This is a genomic window from Methanomassiliicoccales archaeon (assembly GCA_013415695.1).
GTDB lineage: Archaea > Thermoplasmatota > Thermoplasmata > Methanomassiliicoccales > JAAEEP01 > JAAEEP01.
Window position 1 is genome coordinate 100,287 of the sequence record JAAEEP010000004.1, and the last position, 15,698, is coordinate 115,984.

15 protein-coding genes and 1 tRNA gene are annotated in these 15,698 nt (G+C 50.8%); 6 read left to right on the forward strand and 10 right to left on the reverse strand.

Features of this window, described 5'->3' with window-relative positions; all coding sequences use genetic code 11:
* Positions 1-11 precede the first annotated feature (11 nt).
* The 3 genes from GKC03_03260 to truD are packed head-to-tail and all read left to right on the forward strand — an operon-like array spanning position 12 to position 3,402.
* The gene (locus tag GKC03_03260) at positions 12-1,772 is read left to right on the forward strand and encodes an ATP-dependent DNA ligase (protein NYT11556.1); all 1,761 of its coding nucleotides are present in this window, start codon (positions 12-14) and stop codon (positions 1,770-1,772) included.
* Between the two features lie 44 nt (positions 1,773-1,816).
* Positions 1,817-2,092: a DNA-directed RNA polymerase subunit L gene (locus GKC03_03265; GenBank protein NYT11557.1), complete on the forward strand. Its 276-nt coding sequence runs from the start codon at positions 1,817-1,819 to the stop codon at positions 2,090-2,092.
* A gap of 5 nt (positions 2,093-2,097) precedes the next feature.
* A complete protein-coding gene (gene truD, locus GKC03_03270; GenBank protein NYT11558.1) occupies positions 2,098-3,402 on the forward strand; it encodes a tRNA pseudouridine(13) synthase TruD in 1,305 nt (434 codons plus the stop codon).
* 6 nt (positions 3,403-3,408) lie between these two features.
* On the opposite strand, the gene GKC03_03275 is transcribed toward truD, so the two are convergent.
* On the reverse strand, positions 3,409-7,701 hold the full coding sequence (locus GKC03_03275) for a tetratricopeptide repeat protein (protein NYT11559.1): 4,293 nt from the start codon (positions 7,699-7,701) through the stop codon (positions 3,409-3,411).
* A gap of 257 nt (positions 7,702-7,958) precedes the next feature.
* Here GKC03_03275 and GKC03_03280 point away from each other — a divergent pair, with 257 nt between their 5' ends.
* Complete coding sequence (locus tag GKC03_03280) at positions 7,959-8,189, forward strand: hypothetical protein (protein NYT11560.1); 231 nt, start codon at positions 7,959-7,961, stop codon at positions 8,187-8,189.
* 154 nt (positions 8,190-8,343) lie between these two features.
* Positions 8,344-8,420, forward strand: a tRNA-Gly gene (locus GKC03_03285).
* A gap of 277 nt (positions 8,421-8,697) precedes the next feature.
* Here the strand turns inward: GKC03_03285 and GKC03_03290 are convergent.
* The 9 genes from GKC03_03290 to GKC03_03330 all read right to left on the reverse strand — a co-directional run bounded on the left by GKC03_03290 (position 8,698) and on the right by GKC03_03330 (position 15,229).
* Complete coding sequence (locus GKC03_03290; GenBank protein ID NYT11561.1) at positions 8,698-10,527, reverse strand: hypothetical protein; 1,830 nt, start codon at positions 10,525-10,527, stop codon at positions 8,698-8,700.
* A 611-nt stretch (positions 10,528-11,138) separates the two neighbouring features.
* Positions 11,139-11,318 (reverse strand): hypothetical protein, encoded by a 180-nt coding sequence (locus GKC03_03295; protein NYT11562.1) that lies wholly within the window; start codon positions 11,316-11,318, stop codon positions 11,139-11,141.
* A gap of 64 nt (positions 11,319-11,382) precedes the next feature.
* Positions 11,383-13,119 carry a hypothetical protein gene (locus tag GKC03_03300; GenBank protein NYT11563.1) on the reverse strand — a complete coding sequence of 579 codons (1,737 nt, stop codon included), beginning with the start codon at positions 13,117-13,119 and terminating at the stop codon, positions 11,383-11,385.
* A 37-nt stretch (positions 13,120-13,156) separates the two neighbouring features.
* Positions 13,157-13,516 (reverse strand): sulfur reduction protein DsrE, encoded by a 360-nt coding sequence (locus GKC03_03305; protein NYT11564.1) that lies wholly within the window; start codon positions 13,514-13,516, stop codon positions 13,157-13,159.
* Between the two features lie 4 nt (positions 13,517-13,520).
* Complete coding sequence (locus GKC03_03310; GenBank protein NYT11565.1) at positions 13,521-13,877, reverse strand: sulfur reduction protein DsrE; 357 nt, start codon at positions 13,875-13,877, stop codon at positions 13,521-13,523.
* An 8-nt stretch (positions 13,878-13,885) separates the two neighbouring features.
* Positions 13,886-14,188, reverse strand: coding sequence for a hypothetical protein (locus tag GKC03_03315; protein NYT11566.1), 303 nt, complete (start codon positions 14,186-14,188; stop codon positions 13,886-13,888).
* Between the two features lie 4 nt (positions 14,189-14,192).
* Positions 14,193-14,585 carry a pyridine nucleotide-disulfide oxidoreductase gene (locus GKC03_03320; protein ID NYT11567.1) on the reverse strand — a complete coding sequence of 131 codons (393 nt, stop codon included), beginning with the start codon at positions 14,583-14,585 and terminating at the stop codon, positions 14,193-14,195.
* A gap of 51 nt (positions 14,586-14,636) precedes the next feature.
* Positions 14,637-14,996, reverse strand: a complete 360-nt coding sequence (locus GKC03_03325) for a sulfur reduction protein DsrE (GenBank protein ID NYT11568.1) — start codon at positions 14,994-14,996, stop codon at positions 14,637-14,639.
* Between the two features lie 8 nt (positions 14,997-15,004).
* On the reverse strand, positions 15,005-15,229 hold the full coding sequence (locus GKC03_03330; protein ID NYT11569.1) for a sulfurtransferase TusA family protein: 225 nt from the start codon (positions 15,227-15,229) through the stop codon (positions 15,005-15,007).
* 95 nt (positions 15,230-15,324) lie between these two features.
* Between GKC03_03330 and GKC03_03335 the strand changes: the two genes are divergently transcribed.
* Positions 15,325-15,690 carry a helix-turn-helix domain-containing protein gene (locus GKC03_03335; GenBank protein ID NYT11570.1) on the forward strand — a complete coding sequence of 122 codons (366 nt, stop codon included), beginning with the start codon at positions 15,325-15,327 and terminating at the stop codon, positions 15,688-15,690.
* The last annotated feature ends 8 nt before the right edge of the window (positions 15,691-15,698 follow it).

Genomic DNA, 15,698 nt, shown 5'->3' on the forward strand with positions numbered 1-15,698 from the left:
TTTGATGTGACATGCTCTTTCGTGACCTGGTGGAGGTGTTCGATTCCCTAGAGTCAACCGCCAGCCGGCTGGAGATGACAGATTACCTATCGGATTTCTTCTCCCGTGTCAGCTGCAATGACATCGACAAGATCGTGTACCTCACCCAGGGAAAGCTTTTCCCTGACTTCTACCCTGAGAAGTTGGGCATCGCGGATAAACTCCTGCTGAAAGCCCTTGCTTTCACGAGTGGGATCAAGGAGAGCGAGATCCAGGAAATCTGGCTTAGAGAAGGGGATCCTGGAATCGTTGCCAGGGAGGTGTTTGGGAGGAAGAAGCAGACTGCTTTGTTCTCCGAGCAACTCACACTGAACAGAGTACATTCCAACCTCGTAAGGATAGCCAGGGCTGAGGGAAGTGGCTCTCAAGATTTGAAGATGAAGTTGCTGGCTGATATCCTGCATGACGCAACACCCGACGAGGCAAAATACCTTTCCAGGATAGTTACTGGGAGAATGAGGTTGGGCGTGGCCGCAGCCACCGCTGTGGACGCTCTTTCCCAGGCCTTTGGTGGCAAGGAACACAAGCCCGAGGTGGAGAGAGCGTTCAACATCTCCTCGGACCTGGGAATGGTGGCCTACACTTTATGCAGCGAGGGGTTGGATGGCCTATCCCATCTGAGTGTTAAGGTTGGAAATCCCATCAGGGCGATGTTGGCAGAGAGGCTCGCCTCGCCGGAGGAGATACTCGCGAAACTTGGAGGAACGGCTGCTTTCGAGTACAAGTACGACGGCGTGAGAGTTCAGGCACATATCTCGAAGGATGAGATCAGGCTGTTCTCAAGGAGGCTTGAGGATCTTACTCCCCAGTTCCCAGACGTGGTTTCAGATCTCAGGGATGCTTTTACGGGGGGCGAGGCCATCGTTGAGGGAGAGTGCGTCCCCATCGACATCAATACCGGTGAGATGCTGCCTTTCCAGGAGGTATCGCACCGTCGGGGCCGTAAGTATGGACTGGAGGACGCCATTGAGGACTACCCGGTCCGAATATTCCTATTTGACTGCCTATATCTTGACGGGGAGGACCTGACCGAGCGGCCCCTCTCCATCAGGAGGAAGGCCCTCGAAGGTATCATCGATCAGGGTAACGGAGCCCGTTTGTCGGAGATGCGGATTCTCGAGGACACGAAGGAAGTGGAGAATTTTTTCAACAGGGCCCTACAGGACGGTTGCGAGGGACTAATGGCCAAATCGATAGGTGAAGGGTCCGTGTACAGGGCTGGAGCTCGTGGATTCCTATGGATCAAATACAAGAAGGAATACAGGTCGGAGATGACTGACACAGTGGACCTGGTAGCGGTCGGGGCTTTCGCTGGTAGGGGAAGAAGAGGCGGGGTGTACGGAGCGCTCCTAATGGCAACCTACAACGAACAACGGGACAAATTCGAGACGGTATGCAAGTTGGGCAGCGGGTTCGACGACGAGTTCCTAGCCGCTCTCCCGGGGTTACTGGAACCGTACAAGGAAAGTGTGAAGCATCACCAGGTTGAATCCAAGATGGATGCTGATTTTTGGTTCGAACCTTCGCTGGTGCTCGAGGTCCTTGGCTCGGAGATAAGCCTCAGCCCGATCCACACCGCTGCATTCTCCATGATTCGCGAGGGGGCTGGGTTGGCGATTCGTTTCCCCAGATTCACTGGAAGAACAAGGGAAGACAAGGGGCCGAGAGAAGCAACTAGCTCTGAGGAGCTAGAGGCCATGTATAAGCACCAATTAAAGAGGGTAGAATCCTAATTCTACGAAAATGTTTATAAATGGAACGAATATAGCGAGTCCCGATGGAACTCGAGCTCATCGAGAAGGACAAGGACTCTATCAAGATAAAGTTCATTGATCCAGAAATGACGATTATCAACCCCCTGGTCACCGAACTCTTGAATGATGAAGTGGTGGCTGCGGTCGACTACTGGGCCGGTCACCCCGATCTGGAATCTCCCACGCTCTATGTGAAGGTCGAAAAGGGCAAACCGCAAACCGCTCTGAAGAGGGCGGCGAAGAACCTATCGAACCAATTCAAGGAAGCCAGGGAGAAACTCAAGAAGGATCTGAAGTAGGTGCCATGGCCTGCGTCGAATGTCATACCCGGGAAAGGAACCTGGGTTTCGAAGTTTTCTACACAGAAACACCAGGTATAGAGGGAAGGCTGAGGGACACCCCTGAGGACTTCAGGGTGGAAGAGATTCCAGAATTCCCTCCGGAATCCGGTGACGGGCGATTCACCATCGCAAAGGTCACCTCCAACAACTGGGAGACCAACAGGCTCATCAGACAATTGTCCAGAAACCTCCATATCTCACGGAACCGCATCGGATTCGCAGGAACCAAGGATAAAAGGGCAGTAACCACTCAGCTCATGTCCTTCGAGGCACCGCTTGAAGAAGTCGTTTCCATCCAGATGCCTGGGGTGGAGATCACCGATGCCTACCGAGCCCGGAGAAAGATCAACATTGGAGACCTGGTGGGCAACGCCTTCGAGTTGAGGGTTGTTGATTGTTCTACCAGAGGCGAGCAGCTATTGGAGAGGATCAAGAGTGTACTGACTCCCCTCCAGGAGCTTGGAGGTTTTCCCAATTACTTCGGCATTCAGCGATTCGGGTCACTAAGGCCAGTTACCCACACCGTCGGGAAACAGATCGTTCATGGGGATTTTGAGGGTGCCGTGAGAACCTATGTGGCCACACCGACACCATGGGAGATGGAGGAATCCAGGGATGCAAGGAAGAGGCTACACGAGGAATGGGATTTTAAATCAGCCCTTGGGTACTTCCCCCAGAGGCTGACCTTCGAGAGAGTCGTCATAGACCATCTTGTAGAATACCCCGAAGACTATTCCGGAGCGCTTAAAAGGCTTCCTACTAACCTCCAGATGATGTTCGTTCACGCTTACCAATCGTACATGTTCAATCGAATTCTTTCTGAGAGGATCAGGAGGAATATGCCCCTTAACTCTCCTCTAGTGGGAGATGTGGTCCTCCCAATGACCAAGGACTGGATTCCGGACCACGAGTTATTCATACCCGTGACAGAGGAAAACATCGACCTCGTGTCCAAGCAGGTTTCCGAGGGCAAGGCGTTCGTGTCAGGTGTGCTGTTCGGCTCTGAAAGCGAATTCGCCGAAGGAGATATGGGGGCCCTGGAAATATCTGTCGTGGAATCAGAAGGACTGAAGAAGGAGGATTTCATCGTCCCTGAGATCCCGCATTGCAGCTCAAAGGGAAGCAGGAGAGAACTGATCTGCAGGTTCTGGGACTTTTCGAACTCGGTCGATGGTGATACGGCTACATTCAAGTTCAAGTTGGGAAAAGGATGCTATGCCACCTCCCTCTTGAGGGAGTTCCTCAAGGTCGACCCCATTGGATACTAGGGCCATTCAAAGCCGAGACCAGTCCCTGGGCTCCTTTTCCTGTCTTTCCTCGTGATCAAGCGGAAGGGTCTTTCCGTTGGATGGTGGTAAATCATCCTTCTTGCTCTGGGATTTTGGCCTGTCCTTGGATAGGGGAGCCTTGCACCTGGGACATTTTCCCTCTTTCAAGCAATCGTTACAGAGCATGGTCTCGCAGGATGGACATTGAGCGGTTGCGAGCGAGCCATGGAACAGACATCGTCTGTCCTTCAAGCTGTCGGTGTCGACCTTGGTGGGCTCTTCCTTCTTATCATTACCGTAGAACCGGTCGTAAAGTTCCTTCTCCCTCTGCACTGGAGAGGGGGGCTTCTTGGTGGTGACTGGGGCAACTGGGACCCTCCTGCTGTCCTCCAAGGATATTGGTCCTTGGGCCCCGTGGAACTCTTTGACCTTGACACCAGCGGTGCGATATCCTTCCGTCTTCAGGGAATCCATCACCGCCATGAGCTTCCTGGCGGTGTACAGGCCTACTCCCAGACTCTCCATGATCCCCAGCAGGTTGCGCTGTTCCTCCGGAAGGTCCATTGCCCTCCGTAGATGGTATTCGGTATCCTCGTCCCTTATTCCTGAGGACATCTCCATCTCGTTCACTTTCTCGATGTAGGAGAGCACCCGTTTGGCCTTTTTGATATTCCTTTCGGGAAGGGCCATGAGGACATCGGGCAATCTAAGACCATAGCGTGAGACACTGGGGTTTCGGTAACTTGATAACAGAACCTTGCGTGAGAGATCCTCGTACTCCTTGAACTCAGCCCTTGTGAGAGAGGATAGGCTCAAAGGCTCCCGTATCTCAAGGAACTCCATCACATCGTCCAAATATGCATAGGGTACTCCGCATTCCCTGAACGCCTCCTCTCTTGTGATCTTCTTGTTCTGGCGGTACTCGTACTCCATGATTTTCTCGGCCATGCCAGCGATCTCCCCCTCTCTGAGCTTCTTCTCTGCTTGCCTTCTTCCTTCTGCCGCAGAGTCCATTCCAGGATCGATCTCCAGTGCCTTCTCGAAGGCCCGCTTGGCGGGTTCGTGCTTGCCCATGGCGAGCAATATCATTCCCTTACCGTTCCAGGCGATTTTGTCGTCAGCATCGATGCCTAGGGCGGAATCGTAACTCCTTAAGGCCTCCTCCTGCTTTCCTGCCCTCTCCATCAGGGATGCCCTGTTGAGCCAGACCTTCTTATCCCTTGGGTCTATCTCCAGTGATCGGTCAAAGCACTCCATCGCCCTCTCCATATTGTTGAGCCTCATGTTGACCACTCCCAGCCGGTTCCAAACACCGGAGTCATTAGGCTCCATTGAGGCGGCTCTCTCATAGCTGTCGAGTGCTTCCATCATCCTTCCAAGCTCCTCTAGCGCCCTGCCTTTGGACTTGAAGATCTGGCAATCGGCTACCCCAAGCTCTATGGAATGGTTGTAGCTGTCAACTGCCTCCTCAAATCTCTGGAGCTTGAACATCGCGCCGCCCTTGTACTTCCATACCTCACCGTTCCGTCGGTCCAGGGTGATGGCCCTGTCGAAGGCGGCAACCGCGTCATCATACCTTTCCAAGGAAGCAAGGGCTCTCCCCCTATCCATCTGGAACAAGGCTATGCTGGGGGACATCTCCACACACTTATCGAAGACCTTCAGGGCTTCGTTGTACTGGCCGAGTAGAAGAAGGGCTCTTCCCTTATTGTTGAGAATGTTGGCATCAGAAGCGTCCAATCTCCAGGCTCTATCGAAGCATTCAACTGCCTCGCCATAACGGCCCAAAGAGATCAGGGCAAGGCCCTTCCTATTGAATAGCATCTTGTCTCCAGTATCTAGCTGGATGGCCATCTCGTAAGATGATATGGCCTCCTCAGCTCTTCCCAATCGCTCAAGCGCACCTCCTCTGTCAACATAAGCCATCTTATTCTTGGCATCCAAACGTAGGATCTCGTTGCATATCTTGATGATCTCCGACGGATCCCCCTTGACGATGACCGAGAGCTTCTTGTGCTCAAATATCCCAATATCAGTGGGATCCAGCTCGATGGCACGATCGAAGGCCTTTATCGCTTCATTGTTCCTGTCTAGGTTCTGGCATGCTATTCCCTTGTCCACCCAGGCATTCTTATTCTTGGGATCGATCTTGATTATCTGGTCGCAGACTCTGATGATGTCATCCGACCGCCCAATGAATTTGAGCGAGTATTTCTTAGCCTCGAGAATGTCAATGTCCCTTCTGCCAAGTTCCAGGGCTCGGTCGTAAGAATCCACCGCTTCTTGGTGCCTCCCCATCTTAGACAGGACCTGGCCGCGTCTGAAGTGGACGAACTTGTTCTCCAAATCCATAGTAACAGCCTGATCGTAGCACATGAGGGCATCGGACATGCGGTCAAGCCATTCGAGGGCTACCCCCTTGCTAATCCAGATATTCTTGTCAGAGGGGTCGATGCCCAATGCATTGTCATAGCAGGCAACAGCTTCCTCGAACCTCTTGGAGCTTTCCAGGGCCAGTCCTTTGGAGTACCAGAGTCGCTTATCATTCTGGTCCAATTCGATCGCCGAGGTGAAGGCCTCAGTGGCCTCATCATACTGGCCCAAGGCATACAGCGAATCGCCCTTCACTCTCCAGAATGTGATATTCGAAGGGAACTTATCAGCTCCGTCAGAGACCCTGTTCAAGGCATCCTCAAATCTTCTCACGGAGAACATTGCCACAGAAATATCCTGGATCAGCTTCTCGTCATTCGGGTCCATCTCCAATGCTTTATCGTAGACCTGGATTGCCTCCAGCTTCCGATCGAGCCTGTCGAGTGCTACAGCTTTGTCAATAAGAATATCCTTGTTGGCCGGGTTCAGCTCTAGTATCCTATCACAGGCATCAAGGACCGCTTTGTCCTTACCAAGGTGTTTCTGGGCCTCCTCAATCAAAATGAACGTATCCTCGTAATCCGGCCGGATCTTTGCGGACCTCTCAAGGGGTTTTATTGCATCCTTGTACCTATCGGTCCGGATCATTGCCAGACCAAGGTCATGAAGGGCATCGGCATCCTCTGCCCTCAGAGATATAAGCTCGGAACATACAATCTCCAGATCGGGGTACTTCTTCAGATTGCGGAGCACGATTCTCATCCTGGTCAGGAGCTCGGGCTCCTTCTGGAACTTGACCATGGTAGCCTGGATCTCCATCATCGCTTCATCGTACTCCTCCAACTCGATGAGGGCATCCATCTTGATCAGGAAGGTGGGCAGATCCTCGTCCTTGACGGAAAGGATGCGGGAGCAACATTCTGCCAACTCTTCATATCTCTCCAATCTCTTGAGAATCGAGCATTTTCCATCCAGTGCTGGCATATAAACAGGATCTATCTCCAGGGACCTGTTGTAGGCGACAATGCTCTCGTCCAACTCTCCCATCTGGTCTAGCAGGGATCCCTTCTCTGCCCAGATGTGTTTGTCCACCGGATCCAAGCGAAGTGCTTTTGAATAACTCTCCAGAGCTTCGTATAGATCATCCTTCTCCCGGAGAGCTCTGGCCTTGTTCAGATGAGCTGAAAAGGAGTTTCTATCTATCTCGAGGACATTATCGTATGCTTCTACAGCTGACACATACTCCCCTTTCATGAGAAGGACCCTGGCCCTATCCAAGAGAAGGTAAATGTCTCTTGGAGCCTCCTCCAGTCCAGTCTCGAAAGATTCGAGAGCCTCTTCCAGCTTGCCTTCGCCCATGAGGGTCTCGCCTTTCTTCCTGAGCCAATCCCCCTTGTTCTCGCTCCTATCGACGAGCTTGTCATACACGACAATGTCCAGAGGGTCCATCTGCTGGACCCTCTTGAGGGACTCGACGGATTCTTCGTCCCTGCCTGCATCATGCAGCAGCTCTGCCTTCTCCATCCATAGGGACTTATCATCTGGATTGTCACGGATCGCTTTATCCAGGATGTCGATTGCCTCGGTCTCAGACCCAATGGCGAATAGGGCCCTTGCCTTGATGGTAAGGGCTACTCCGCTCTGGGAGGATGCCTCAAGTGCCTTATCCGCAACCTTGTTCGCCTCATCCGGCCTTTCACAGGTGATGTAGGCTCGACTCAACTGCGAGAGTGTCTCGATGTATGTCGCCTGGTTCTCCTGCTTGCTGGGCATTCCCTTGAACAGCATCACCTTGGCCCTCTCGAGACTCTCCAGCGCTGAATCGACGTTGCCGCCAGCGACGCTTTGTTGAGCATTCTCGATGGACCTCTGTGATTTCTTGATAGCCCTCAGATCACTGTCGAGCAGAGAGTCAAAAAAACCCATCCCATTCACCTGTGCTGGTTAAATATCCGGCAATGCTCAAAAAGCTTTGGTCATAGTATGAGAAAACGAAATTGAAATGATACTTTCATTAAAAATCGTCTGACAATAAGAATATTTTAAGTTCACACTGGTATAATGATGATTCCCATTTTTACGTCTGACAATTGTTTTCAAAATTTATATATATAATGATAAAGATTATCATTATTGTCTGACGTAAGTCGGACAAGGGGGAAACCCCAAAGGGATGGGATAACTTGACAGGAGATTTCGACGCAAGTCAGTTGGAAATTGCTGAGGACGTCATGGATTGGATGAAGAACCACACCCTCAGAGACCTCACCGACATCGCTATCGAGATGGAGGAGAACGGCGAGAACGCTAAAGAAGTCTGGGAATTCATCCAGGAGCTTAACTTGGTTGCTAAAGAAGGGGTTATGGACCTGAAGAGCTCCGAAATATCGACGAAGGAGCCTGCCCACGCTTGATTGAACTCTCCAGGGGGGCATATGAGTCCCCCTAAACCTCCTCTTGACTGTTCTTGGTCTATTCACTACCTTAATAATACTCCGTCTTTCCAACATTGAACCTAAAGAGGTCACCGCTAAGCATTTAATATGGAATTGAGATTAGGTGCCAGAAGCAGGTGTGGTCTAGTCTGGTTAGGATTTTGGCCTTCCAAGCCAACAGCTCGGGTTCGAATCCCGACGCCTGCACCACAACAGCATCTCATGATCAGGATTTCGATTTCTATTTGGGGACTACATCACATAGAGACTCCATAAATGATTTCACAGCTGGTTCACTTTTATAAGGAGAAGTAGAGATCCCAATGATGTTATTGGCGTATAGCCACGCATTTATGATATCGAACACTGGAGATCGAGTTTACTGGTAACGAGATAATGACCAATGGCGAATAGGCTGCAGTGTAGACTAATGTTCATTTTCTAATAGTACTGGGCTAAAGAAAAAAGAAGAAATTAGAGAAGAGGTTTAAGGCATGTACCAGTCGTAGTATGTTTGGTCACCATCGACGTAGAAATCATAGAAGTCAGGGTATGGGCCAGTGATTGTGTGGTCCTCAGCCGGTGGAGTCCAATCGGTGAATGGAACAACCAGGATGAACGGAACCTCCGTACCAATAGGGATGATCAACCCCGTGTTCTTCTGACTTGAGGTTGAGGTGATTGTCTGGATGGTATCAATGTGGTAATCACCTGCTGCATACCCCGGGAAAAGATCTTCGTAAGGATCGATCCAAGGATCATAGTTCTCCCAGATTGGGTCCAAATCCACTATTTCGTTGGAATAGACTCTCGGTGAGGAGAGAGGGACCATGGGATTGAGCCCTGGTTCCAGAACCGTGATGTTGACCCAGACGAACTCCCCAATATTCTTTTGCGGCCAATCATATTTTCCAGTGTCAAAGAGGCACACGTTCACATCCCCTGAGCCAGAATATGATCCGGCTGGAGTCTCGAGAGTGATTGCTGTGGCCGTTCTCTCAACACTGACCTCGTAATCGCCGTTCAGCATCCTTGTTATGTTAATATAGCTGTTGCCACCCGAATCGTAGATGACGGCCTCAAAGGTCATGTCGATCTGGGTGAGCTCACCACCCTTGTAGACTTCCGTTACGTTAAAATTCATTCCGAAGTCGTTGTAATCGAAGTCTCCGTTATACCAGTCCTCGTAGCCTATGTAGGCGTTGCCTGTCTCTGGGAAGGTGATGATCTCCTCATATTCCTGGATATGGTAGCTGAAATACATCGCCCAGTTCTTGCCTTCGAAGTCCTCGCCGTCACCCCATGCAGTCTCGCACGGGAAGCACCTAACGCTGACCGAATCGAGGAACATTCCTAGCGAGTCGGCATTACCCGTTTCCACGAAAGCAAGTGTGGATATATCCTCTGGTGAGAACAATATCACTGACTCATCGTACCAAATAGTATTGCTATCTCCCGGGCCCGACAGGCCGAAAATGGGCTCGTCCTCCCAATACACTTCTATCTGGTTGTCACTGTGACCGGGCCTGGGCGACCATGAGAAGCCTACCTGGCAGTATTGCCCAGTTGAAAGGTCCTGCGAAATATTGACTGAGGCTGGCTCGTTGGTGAGCCCACTATCCGGTCCGTCCCAGTCCGTGTCAAGCTCCGCATATTGGTCGCCGGTATTGGGCAGCCATCCGTTCACCCCCCCATGAAGCTCGAGATGGGCAGGATATGGTCTTTCCCATCCTCCGTACGATGAGGCTCCATCAAACCACTCCACATCCCAACCCAAGCCGGGAGTGCCACTGTCGTAGATGTCCCATTGTTGTGGTGTATCAACAACGGGAGATTCAAAATCTCCATTTATCACGAGCTCAGGACCGAGTTTCCAGGACAGGCAGCAGACCACAGCGTGAGCCGCGATAACAACATCTGTTTCACACGGAACCCATGCCTCATCTAACGGAATCGTGTAGGTGTATGATTGTGTGAATTCATCGTGAGATTCATTCTTGTACTCGAAATGGCCTGGAATAGGATTGCCCTTCTTGGTCTGAGGTATTTCTCCTAGGGTTAGGTTAACAGCCAAATGTGTCTCCACTAGGTAGCAGTCGCCATCTGTGTTAAATTGCACATAGAGAAATTCCTGGTCATTCCACACACTGACATCCCCGACTATCATCGCAGATTCGGGGTTGCCACCGCCCGCGATAAGATCCACAACCATGGGATCTGACTCAGTATGGGCTTGAATACTGGGTGACGCCACGATTATGGTCGCGAGCAACATGCTGAACATTATCAGCACGCAGATTGCTCGTTTGGCAATCATTATTTCTTACCCCCCTGATCGTGATAATATTCTCTAATTAGATACTATTATCACAATTGTATTGACTTTCTATTTCAGCATTGAAGCTTAAATGTTTGGGTTTAGCAATTAATAGATATCGATATCGATTTTGATAATCAAGTCTCTGATTCATTCTTACGCGTTTTCGGTTTTCCAATCCTCTTGATGGGGTAACCAATATCATATCCAGATTCGAGCCACTCTCTGAACGCAGGTGAATCGAATTCCCATCCTTCATTCTTATGGAAAGCGTTTCTCTTGGAAGATAACGGTGATGTAGCATAGGCCGTGTTCGGACTTCAGAGACCAATCTCTTTAGCAGAAGGGGTGCTACATCCCATCTCAGCGCCCCCATTGCCTCTAACCCTCCCCCCAATTCAAAAGATTACCCCCTCCATCCTCATCAGTATCAAATGAGAAATTAGTAGAGAGGTCTTGTGCAATTTTGGTTTAGCTTAAATTAAAAAATGATCCTAGATGGGTATCGATACATGGTTCGACCATAATCCGATAATCTCACCTTCAACACCTATTGAAAGGGTTGTCGGGCCCTCTTCAAGAGGTGCCCGATTGTATAAAAAAATGAGGCGTCAGTTACTGTACGCCTCTATCGGAGTAGTGAGCGGGGTGGGGCCTCTCCCCATCTCACCTAGGGATGATGTTTCATCTTGATGGATCGTGATCCCTTCGCCGTGATCCTGAGTGAAGGATACACCATAAAGGGAATAGAGTTCCTCCCAGCTGAAGTGCTCGTTATCATCCGATGCCATCAATTCTACTATTGATTAGGATATTTATATGGGAAATGGGGGGAGGTCACCGAAAATGCCTGCCTTACGCTGTATGTCTCACCCGGACCGCCTCTCCTCTAGAGAGGTCCATCATCTCCCTTCCGCTCATGGAGGCAACACCAACGCCAACAGTCTCGCCCTCCCGAACGATTATTGCCTCGTCCCCTATCCGAATTAAGGGATCTGCGCTCTCCACACCGACGGCAAAGAGGTTTCCTTTCAGATCGAAACTGCCTATTTGGACGACATTCAGATTCTTCTCCCGAAGTTTCTCCGCACCCTCAATGGTAAGCGAAATCATTCCCCTCTCAGGGGAAAGCATTCCCAGTTGACTCCTTCCCTTCACCACTCTTGGTCTTGGGTACCTTCCTGTCACCTCGGCCCCATCAATAAGATGTTCACCACCAGTTCCAAATTGGAACCTAGCCAACGAGGCCATATCTTGCTCCCTGTCAACTGCCTTTGGCACGGTGGGCAGATCATCACAAACCTTTTCAAGCAGATTCCTCAGATTATCGAGACTCTCGCGGGAGGTGGGATCCCCAACAGCAGTCACTTCGCAGTCAATGGCCTCAGCTACGAACACTTCATCCATGTGGCAGATGGTCTGATCGTAACCGAAGCTGTTCAGATGGTTGAGCATCTCTGAGATCATCGAACGCTCGAAACAATCCCAATCTCCTGTTACGGGAATGTCGTACTGGGATGCAGGGTATAGAAGCTCAATCTCCCTTGGGACCACGCCGAGGGGTGATGTCACGATGACCTCGTGAATCAAGTGGGACTTACCTATAGTGTCGATCACCTTTCTGAATAACTTATGAGTCTTGGATGTGGAATAGGGTTTGCGTGCGGAGCATGGCAGGAGAAGCAGGATCCTCTTGTGTTCAGGAGGACGATACCTGTCAAGGATCCTCCTACGCCATCTCTGGACATCGGGCCTGTGCAGGGATTGCTTGGTGTTGCAGTGCATTGTCCCCCCCACGACAGGCGACATTTCCTCTTGGTATTCGTAGCCCTCTTGGTCTAGGAGCCTCAGCACTGCCACCGCCCAGGGATCAGATGTCACTCGGGTCTCTACCAGGTCGCGAATCTTACTCCTCTCTATCGCCCATCGGACCATCTGGAGCTCTTTCCACGCCGCTTCCAGATTGAATTCTAGTATAAGCTCTGGGGATGGATCAGTAAGGAGCCACCTAGCCTCACTGGCATCCACTGTGAGATTTGGCAGAATCAACTTTCCTCTAGATGACTGGTAGATAATAAGCGATGAGTCGAAGAGATCGATGCCCAGGTAGCAAAGGAGAGCGAGGTTTCCCGGATCCATTATTCCAGGTGCGTAGATCAGTGTTGAGTGTCCGACTATCTCTCTCAGATTCACTATCGTTCTGACAAGGCTGCGAGCGTCCCGTCGCAACTCAAAGGCATCCTCAATAGAAACGATATTATGCTTCGAGCCCGATAGTAATTCTGGAATTAATTCCGGTTTCGACCTCACACCTGTCGTTCCCTTTCCATGGGTCACCATTCCTATGTTCGTCGATCTCAGGTGAGAGAGGGGCACCTTCCAGCTGTTTTTGAACAATGGCCCCTTTCCCTCAGATTCACTGGTAACCAATCTCCTTCCCTCAACGGATTCAACTAGGAAGCTCCTAGCGAAATCTGGTGCCGGAAAATGCTCAGTGTCAAGAAAGATGATATCGGGGGTGCTCAGAGAGACCGGGGCCTCTGTCCAACGTGTCGTCCTGGCCCTGAAAGCCCTGTCCAGCACCTCAAGCATACCCTGCTATCTACATCCCTATAGAAATCATTGGCGGTCAGAAGGTGGTCACCAGATCGTGCTCCTTGATTATCTCCCTTGCACGGTCCCAATTGACCATCTGGACATTTCCCACGACCTCGATCTCACCCAGCCGTTCTCTGAGGTCCTCCTCCACGCAGTAGATTTCACCCTCGAAGTCATCCAGGTCGGTAATGGCCTCAACGTTTGAGGGCATCCCAATGGCGTCGGGATCCTGTGAAACGACCGCGTTGAGGGTCCCATCACCAATGAGGATCACAGTGGATCTTTCCACCACGCCGCTTACCATCATGGCCAATGAGAGTCTCAGACCGGCAAAGGCTTCCTCAATGCCATAGGGCGGTTTGCTTATCAGTACCACTATACTTTCAGCCAATCAATCACCTCGCCAGGGTAATCATCCTATCGCTCTCGGACACCATTACCGAAAGGTTGTTGGTCAGCGAACCGATGGCGGCGCCCGATATCTCTTCTTCACGTTTGATACCCCTAGCGTAGGCACAGGTTTCGCAGACCGCGATCTCCACTCCCTTTTCAGCCAAGTCGTTCAGCATCTTTCCCACGTTTGGAAAACGCTTGGGCTCCTGTCCCTCCTTGATGGACATGATCCCCTCTCCATATCCGAATATCTTGACCTTGTGCCCCTTCTCGACCGCCGCGGCTGCCAACTTCACCATGACGTTGGTGTCCATGTTCATCATCGTTCCGGAACGGATTTGTATGGTTAGCGTGCCCATATCATCACCTAAATTGTCACCGTCAGGTCGTACTCTTCCATGATGAGGTCAATTGCCCTCGGGTAATCGATCTCCTCAAATCCTTGGATCAGTCTCTCTGCTACGCCCCTGGCCCTGAGATCATCGGATATCACGTAAGCCTCGTCCACCCTTGCCAAGAGATCATCCGCCTTCATGTCGATCACCGAGAAGTAGACCGCGTCCTCGAAAAGGATAACGGCCTTCCGGTCCTCGCCTCCAACCTTCTGTATCAGGTCGAGGTCACATGATTCGTGAGGTCCTTTGACCAAGACAAAAAGCGTCGATTTCATATCCTCACCCTATGAATAGCTGGATATCTGAATCGGCCGCGATGTCTAGGAAGGCTGCGGCGCCGAGTACCTTGATTCCATCAACCATCTGCTCGGTACCAAGCCCCAATAGATTCATTGTGGTGCTGCAGGCATAAAGGTTCGCCCCCAGTTCTATGGCCATTTCTCTCTGGGCCTTGAAGTCCTCTAAGCCGATCTTCTTCATTCGGTTCTTGAACACGCCTGTGAAAAGGCGGTACATTCCGGACAGCTTGGGGTTGGCCTCCTTCTTCAGTAGATTGAGACCGAAGAATGTGAAGAAAATATGCACATCCATACCCAATGACACTCCAGTATTGGCCAGCATCATGGGCATCATGGCCTTGTCGAATGTTCCTTCAGAGACCACGATCGCCATCCTCTTTGGATTCTCTTCGTTATCAGAGCTCACATTATCACCTTGATAATATCAATAGCTGAGGACCGCTTTGGCCTCACCGATCTCCTTGATCACCGTAGGAGCATTGATCACAACGGCGCCCTCCACGAGATCCTCCGGTTGGATATTCCTCTTCTTGATGCAGGGAGCGCATACAAGAATGCGGCCCTTGCTCTCTTGGAAGGCATCCAATAGTTCATCCAGTGGTGGGAAACTAGTAACACTTATGGTCTCAGCATAGCCCTTCTTAGCCAGCCACACTCCTGGACCCTGTAGAACTACCACTGGGTCCATCTCAGAGGCGGTGGCGGTACAGGCCATGACAAATGTGAGGATTGCCTTCTCAGGGTTATCCTCCCCATGGGTGCCAATTATCACGAGTTTCTCCATAATATCACCTACTTCTTCTTCACGTAATAAATGAATTTACCGCCCTCTTCCTTCTGGTCGACCAGCTCATTGCCGGTCCGGTTGCACCAGGCGGGTACGTCCTCCTTTGAGCCGACGTCGTCGGCTACCAGCTCCAGGACCTTCCCAGACTCCATCTCTTTCATCTTCTTTGCCAGCTTGACGATGGGCATGGGACACATAAGTCCGGTGCAGTCAAGAGTGTCATCGATCATTATCAATCCCTCTTTGTACTACGGTTATGCACGGTTGTGCAATAATTATATATAACCGCTACTTAATAAGGTTTTCTGATGAACTGAGGCGAGGGATGTTAGCTATGCTCCCAAACAATCTCATGAACATTCCGAAATGCGAGGACCTGGTCCAGTGCGCGTTCAACCTTAACGAGTTCGAGGTTTCGATATACCGCAAGTTGGTGGAGGTCGGCCCATCGCGGGCAGACGAGATCGCTGAAGCGATAGGGCGGGACAGAAGCACAGTTTACAGATCACTTCAGAAGCTTCTGTCATGCGGAATAGTATTCCGAGAGACTCGAAGCATTGAGAGAGGGGGCTACTTCCATGTGTACATTCCCATAAGCAAGCAGATGATGATAGAGAAGCTTGAGAGATGCGTGGATGAATGGTACCAACGTATGATAAGTATACTGTCCAAATTCGGTGAGGACTTCTAATCTACCGT